Origin of the sequence: Frankia sp. AgKG'84/4 (assembly GCF_023242965.2) — a bacterium.
Taxonomy (GTDB): domain Bacteria; phylum Actinomycetota; class Actinomycetes; order Frankiales; family Frankiaceae; genus Frankia.
Genome location: NZ_JALKFU020000302.1, coordinates 1 through 6,322 on the forward strand (window position 1 = coordinate 1; position 6,322 = coordinate 6,322).

Here is a 6,322-nt window from a genome sequence, read left to right on the forward strand (position 1 = left end):
CCCGTCGCCGGCCCGGGTGGTCCCGCGAGGGCGAGGCACACCGCCGCCGCGGCCGCCTCGGCGACCGCGATGAACACCCATACCCGCTGGTAGCCGGCAACGGAGCCGTGGGCGGCACCGGCCATCAACGCCACGGTCGCGCTGACTCCCAGGACCGTGCCGAGCTGGCGGGACATCGCGAACACGGCGCTGCCGGTAGCCCGGCGCGCGGCCGGCAGCGACGCGGAGATCGCCGCCGCGAGCGTCGGGATCACCAGGCCGATCCCCACCGCGCCGAGGATCTCGGCGGGCAGGATGACCCGCGCGTAGTCGGGCGTGGCCGTGATCGCGAAGCGGTACACGAGCGCCGACACGGCGAACAGCAGGCAACCGACCGCGCCGGTCGCCCGGTAGCCGACACGGGCACCGAGGCGCGCGGCGGCGAGCGTTGACACGATCGCCGCGGCGATCCCGGAGGGGGCCACCTCCAGGCCGGCCGTGAGCACATCCTGGCGCCACAGGTCGGTGAGCAGCAGGACCATGGCGAGCAGCAGCGCCCCGAAGCCGGCAAACATCAGCAGGGTCGCGCCGGCGGCCGCGCTGAACCGCCGGTCCCGGAACAGGTCGAGCTCCAGCAACGGCGCGGGGTGGCGGACACACCGGCGCAGGAACACCGCGACCGCGACGAGGCCGCCGACCAGCGCGGCGAGCGTCGCGGGCGCCGCCCAACCCCAGTCTCCCGCCTGCACCAGGCCGAGGGTCACCAGCGCGATCCCGGCGGTCAGCAGCCCGGTGCCGACCAGGTCAGGCCGCTCGGGGGTGCCCGCCGCCCGCGACTCGCCCAGCACCCGGCGCGCCACCAGCAGCGTGACCACGACGATCGGCACGTTGACGAGGAAGATCAACCGCCAGTCGAGCCGGGTCAGCAGGGCGCCGACCGGCATGCCGAAGGCGGCGGCGACCGAGCCGGTGGCCGCCCACGAGGCGACCGCGGCGGGCCGCCGCCGCGGCGGGAACTCGCCGAGCAGCAGGCCGAGCGACGTCGGCAGCAACGCGGCGGCGCCGACGCCCTGGATCACCCGGGCGACGATCAGCCAGGTCAGCGACGGCGCCGCGGCGCACATCACGGAGGCGGCGGCGAACAGGGCCATCCCCGCGACGAAACCGCGCAGCCGGCCATAAGAGTCGGCGAAGCGCCCGAACGGGATCGGCAGCGCGGCGAGCGCGATCGTGTAACCGTTGAGCACCCAGGACAGCGCGGCCGGGTCAGGCTGGTGGAACTCGCGTTGCAGATCGCCGAACGCGACGTTCACGACGAACAGGTCGAGGCTGGCGACGAACGTCGCCGCCGAGGTGACGAGCAGGACCCAGCGCAGACGGGCGTCCGCACGCATCAGGCGACCTCGCAGGGGATCGTGGCTTGCACCGACCCGGCGAGTCCATGGCGCGACTCAGCGAGTCCCGTGAAGCTACCTAGTGGGTCCCGTGAAGCTACCATGGTCGGTATGGTCACGCTACAATTCCGGCATGCTGCCGCGGACCTACGAGGATCAGCACTGCTCGATAGCCGCGAGCCTGGAGATCCTGGGTGACCGCTGGACGCTGCTGATCGTCCGCGAGGCCTGCCTGGGGGTGACCCGCTTCGCCGACTTCCAGTCCCGCCTCGGGCTCGCCCGCACCGTCCTCAGCGACCGGCTGACCCGGCTCACCGCCGCGGGCGTCTTCGAGCGCCACCGCTACCAGGAACAACCCGAGCGGCACGAATACCTGCTCACCCAGCGGGGCCGGGACGTCTGGCCGGTCCTGAACGCCCTGATGACGTGGGGTGACCAGCACGTCATGGCCGGGCAGGCGCCGTTCCGGATCATCCATCGCGGCTGCGGCGGACCCGTCGACGAGCGCCGCCGCTGCGAGACCTGCGGGCAGGAGGTGGACGTGACCCAGGTCCGGCGCGTCCCCGGCCCCGGCGCCCGCCCGCCGGACGCCGACCCGGGCGGGTTCGAGGGCCTCACGAGCATCCCCTGACGGCCGCATTCCTGGACGGATTCGCGCCCGGCTGGCATGCTTGACGCCATGGAGGGCAGCCGCACCACGCGCTACGGCGCGCTGCTGCCTCCGTTTTATGGGGACCGGGCTCGGTCCCCGCTTAACCGCTGACCTCTCGCGGATCAAGCATCAGACCCAGGCCCGGTCCGACCCGGGTCGTCGTGGCCTGGGCGTGCCGGACCTCCGACCGAAAGGTCCATTCGTGGAGAACCTCGTCGACCGTCCCGACACCGCGGACGGCACGCCGACGATCAGCACGATCGCCGAGGGACGCCAGCTCATCGACGACATCGACGCCCAGGTACGCGCGCTGCTGGCCAGCCGCCGCGACCTGTCCGGCCAGATCCAGGCGCTGCGCGCGGTCGAGGGCGGCCCGCGCATCGAGCACGCCCGCGAGAACGAGATCATCGCGTCCTGGGCGGACCAGCTCGGCCCGCGCGGCGTCGAGATCGCGATGGCGGTGCTCACACTGTGCCGCGGCGTCCCCGGGCAGGCCTGAGCTCGGCCGCTGGCCTAGTTTGGCGCTGGCCTAGTTTGCTGCTGGCCTAGTTTGCTGCTGGCCTAGCGCGCCGGTCCGCCGGTCGCGTCACGGTCGCGTCGGGAGGACCGTTCGCCGTCCCGGCGCCGGCGCCGCTCGCGCCGGTCCCGGTCGGTCTGGTCCCCGCGCTGCGACGGCGGGGTCTCCAGCTCCGCGAGTAGTCCGCGAAGCTCCGAGCGCAGGAAGTCACGGGTCGCCAGCTCGCCAATGGTGATCCGCATCGCCGCCACCTCGCGGGCCAGGTACTCGGTGTCCTCGCGGGTCCGCACGGTCTGCTCACGGTCCTGGGCGAGGTTCGCCCGATCCCGGTCGTCCTGGCGGTTCTGCGCCAGCAGGATCAGCGGTGCCGCGTACGCGGCCTGCAACGACAGCGCCAGGGTCAGGAAGATGAACGGGAACGAGTCGAACCGGATCGCGTCCGGCGCGACCAGGTTGTAGATGATCCACAGGACGATGACGATGCTCTGGACGACCAGGAACCGCGCCGTTCCGATGAACCGGGCGACCCGTTCGGCGAGCCGACCGAACGCGTCCGACTCGTAGGGGGGACGCACCAGCGTGCGGCGTGAGAGCCGCGGCTGGTCCAGGCGCGGCCCGCCCCGCTGGCGGCGGATCACGGTGTGCCCGGACTGCTCGCGCCGATCTCACCACGGTCGCCGGGTGCCACCCCGGCGGCCGGTGGCGGGGCGAGCGCACCGAGCGTCGTCTCGGTCTCGGTCTCGGCGTCGGCGTCGGGCTGCTGGTCACGCCAGTCGGCCGGCAGCAGATGGTCGAGGACGTCGTCCACGGTCACCACACCGACGAGGCGCCCGGCGGAGTCCAGCACCGGTGCCGCCACCAGGTTGTAGGAGGCCAGGTGGCGGGTCACCTCGGCGAGCGGGGTCTCCGGGCGCAGCGACGTGATGTCGACGTCGATCACACCGCCGACCAGCGTCGAGGGCGGTTCGCGCAGCAGCCGCTGGAAGTGCGCGAGGCCGAGGTAGCGCCCGGTCGGGGTCTCGCACGGCGGGCGGACGACGTAGACCTGGGCGGCCAGCGCCGGCGTCAGCTCCGGTTCCCGGATGCGGGCCAGCGCCTCGGCCACCGTCGCGCTCGGCGCGAGCACCACCGGCTCGCTGGTCATGATCCCGCCGGCGGTGTCGTCGGCGTAGAGCAACAGCCGGCGCACCCCGGCGGCCTCGCCCGGCTCCATCAGCCGCAGCAGTCGCTCGGCGTCCTCCGCGGGCAGCTCGCCGAGCAGGTCGGCGGCGTCATCGGGCCCCATCGCCTCCAGCACGTCGGCGGCCCGTTCCTCGGCCAGCCCGCCGAGCAGCTCCACCTGCTCGTCCTCGGGCAGCTCCTCCAAGACGTCGGCGAGCCTCTCGTCGTCGAGGGCGGCGGCGACCTCGGCCCGGCGCTTGCCGGACAGATCGTGCAGCAGCGTGGCCAGGTCCGCCGGCCGCAGCTTCTCGAACGCGGCCAGCAGGTTCGCCGCGCCCTGCCCCTCCTCGGGCAGCGAGAAGCCGGTGACCTCGTCCCAGGACACGGTCCGCACCTCACCGCGCCGGCCCCGCCCGGTGCGCACGGCGACCTGGTCGAGCACCCAGTCGCCGCCCCGGATCGGCTCGATCGCCGCGTCGACGACGGTGACCTCCTCACCGACGGACCCGTCGCTGTTGGGGATGAACGTCACCCGCCGGTCGAGCAGCTCACCGAGCACCCGGGTCTCGTTCGGCCGCTGCTGGAACCGCCGCCAGCTCAGCCGGGCCGACGACAGCACGACCGCGCCGGACTCGACTCCCGTGACCCGGCCGATCGGCACGAAGATCGACCGGCGCTGCACCTCGACGGCGAGGCCGAGCACCCGCGGCGGCTCGTGCCCGAGGCGCAGGGTCACGATCACGTCGTGGACCCGGCCGACCTGGTCGCCGTTGGGGTCGAGAACGAGCAGGCCGGCCAGGCGCCGGCAGTACACCCGGGACGGGGCCGGACGCGCAGGCATGCCGGCTCACCGACCGCTTCGCGGGCGATCGGACATACCGCGCCGGAAGGACGCTACTGACCTGTTCACGGCCGGAGGCTACCCGTCCACACCGGTAGCGCAACCCGCGCCCGCGCCTGCGCCCGCCGAATGGCCCACCCCGGGCTTCAGACCTCGGCCTCGGCGATGATGTCGACCGGGGTGCCCGGGGGCACCGCCCGCAGCCGGCGAAGGTCCGCCGGGTGCAGGCGGACGCAGCCCCGCGACACCCGCGCTCCGGCCCGCAGCCCCGGTGCCACTGCGCCTGGCTGAGCGTCGACGCCGATCTGAGCGTCGACGCCGATCTGGGCGTCGGTGCCGAGCGGGCCGAGGATGGCGACGCTCGCCTCCAGGGTGGCGTCGTAGTCGGTGGCCCGCGGCGAGTGCGCCGAGGTGACCAGCACCACGTCGCCGAATCCGGGGCCGGGCGACGGGGCGAACAGCGCGACGAAGTAGTTGCCCCTCGGCGTGGGGTGTTCGAGGGTGCCCACCCCCGCCGGCACATCCATGACCTCGGCGTCGTCGTCGTAGAGCCGCAGCCGGGCGGACCGGGCGTCGATCTCGATCCGGTAGGGGCTGGTGGTCAGGCCCACGTCGGAACGGCGCACCCAGCCGGTGGACCCGTTGGGCCGTTGTGCGAGCCGGACCCGCAACCAGCCCGGCCGCTGGTCGATGACGGGCAGCGCGGCGGCCGCGTCCCGCCAGCGTCCGGGCACGATGCCCACCGCGGCGCCGTCCGGCTCGGCGTAGCGGGGGACGTCCCGCTCGAGCGTCGCGATCAGGGTGATCCCCGGCGGGACCCGCAGCACGTTCGGCGCCGTGCCCGTCGGGGTGGCCCGGCCGGGCCGGCGGGGGTGGGAACCGGGACGCAACAGCAACGGACCGACGGCGAGCAGCACCGAGATCCCCGCGGCCAGCAGCGCCACCGCCGCGGCCGGCCGCCCGTTGCGTCCTGGTTCCGCCGGCTCCCGGCGCCGCGCGCCGGTGCCGACCGTCTCCTCCGCGTCGCCCATGCCGTCGACACCTCCCGTGGCCACCACCGAACCGGATGGTAGTCACTCACGGTAGCCATCCGCCTGCTGGCGACGGGTGGCGGTCTAGAGGTACTGCTTCGACGGCGCGACCATCGCCCGCACGGTCTTGCCGTCGTGGAACTCGCCGATCGCCGTCATCGCCCAGGTGGGCGCGCCCCGCTCCCGCTGGACCCGGCACATCACCAGGCCGGTCGACGGCTTGGACTCGGACAGGTCGAAGCGGACCAGCTCCTGGCCGGTGACGTCGTCATAGAGCCGGCAGTAGGCGTTGCGGACCTCGGTGAACGGCTGCCCCTGGAAGCTGTTCACCGTGAAGATCAGCGTGACCACGGTGGGCGGCAGCGCGGAGAGGTCGACGGCGATCGTCTCGTCGTCGCCGTCGCCCTGACCGGTGAGGTTGTCGCCGGAGTGACGCACCGCGCCGCGCGCGCCCTTCTTCGACATGAACCAGACCTTGTCGACGTCCTTGCCGCGCTCGTCGAACAGAATGCAGGACGCGTCCAGGTCGATCGTCCGGCCGCGCTGGGCCGGATCCCAGCCGAGCCCCATCCGCACCCGGGTCAGCGGCGGCGCGCCGGTCTTCACCAGCGAGACGCTCTGCCCCTTCGTGAGCGACACCCGCCCCTTGTCCAGGTTGACCCGGGCGCCACCCGCGGGCGGGCCCGCGGGAACGGGCGCACCCGGCCCCGGCCCCCACTGCTGGCCCGGCGGCGGGGGCTGCTGCTG

Annotated in this window: 7 protein-coding genes; 2 read left to right on the plus strand and 5 right to left on the minus strand. The window is 73.8% G+C overall.

From position 1 onward, the window contains the following. The coding region (locus MXD58_RS17445) for an MFS transporter (protein ID WP_250609570.1) at positions 1 to 1,373 on the minus strand (1,373 nt) is incomplete at its 3' end. Positions 1,374 to 1,506: 133 nt separating this feature from the next. Between MXD58_RS17445 and MXD58_RS17450 the strand changes: the two genes are divergently transcribed. Together MXD58_RS17450 and MXD58_RS17455 are read left to right on the plus strand one after the other, a co-directional pair. Beyond that, on the plus strand, positions 1,507 to 2,004 hold the full coding sequence (locus tag MXD58_RS17450; protein WP_248836828.1) for a winged helix-turn-helix transcriptional regulator: 498 nt from the start codon (positions 1,507 to 1,509) through the stop codon (positions 2,002 to 2,004). A gap of 223 nt (positions 2,005 to 2,227) precedes the next feature. Further along, the gene (locus MXD58_RS17455) at positions 2,228 to 2,524 is read left to right on the plus strand and encodes a chorismate mutase (RefSeq protein WP_248836829.1); all 297 of its coding nucleotides are present in this window, start codon (positions 2,228 to 2,230) and stop codon (positions 2,522 to 2,524) included. A 62-nt stretch (positions 2,525 to 2,586) separates the two neighbouring features. Here MXD58_RS17455 and MXD58_RS17460 read toward each other — a convergent pair whose 3' ends face one another. The 4 genes from MXD58_RS17460 to MXD58_RS17475 form a co-directional block, all read right to left on the minus strand. Next, positions 2,587 to 3,180 carry a DUF1003 domain-containing protein gene (locus tag MXD58_RS17460; protein ID WP_250609572.1) on the minus strand — a complete coding sequence of 198 codons (594 nt, stop codon included), beginning with the start codon at positions 3,178 to 3,180 and terminating at the stop codon, positions 2,587 to 2,589. Then, positions 3,177 to 4,544, minus strand: a complete 1,368-nt coding sequence (locus tag MXD58_RS17465) for a magnesium transporter MgtE N-terminal domain-containing protein (protein ID WP_248836831.1) — start codon at positions 4,542 to 4,544, stop codon at positions 3,177 to 3,179. The genes MXD58_RS17460 and MXD58_RS17465 overlap by 4 nt, the downstream gene beginning before the upstream one ends. A gap of 146 nt (positions 4,545 to 4,690) precedes the next feature. After that, a complete protein-coding gene (locus tag MXD58_RS17470; protein WP_250609574.1) occupies positions 4,691 to 5,599 on the minus strand; it encodes a L,D-transpeptidase in 909 nt (302 codons plus the stop codon). Positions 5,600 to 5,659: 60 nt separating this feature from the next. Beyond that, the coding region (locus MXD58_RS17475) for a TerD family protein (RefSeq protein ID WP_250609575.1) at positions 5,660 to 6,322 on the minus strand (663 nt) is incomplete at its 5' end.

Excerpts from the sequence above, each read along its gene's own strand:
- MXD58_RS17450 (WP_248836828.1), top strand. The coding sequence starts at position 1,507 with ATGCTGCCGCGGACCTACGAGGATCAGCACTGCTCGATAGCCGCGAGC.
- MXD58_RS17465 (WP_248836831.1), bottom strand. The coding sequence starts at position 4,544 with ATGCCTGCGCGTCCGGCCCCGTCCCGGGTGTACTGCCGGCGCCTGGCC.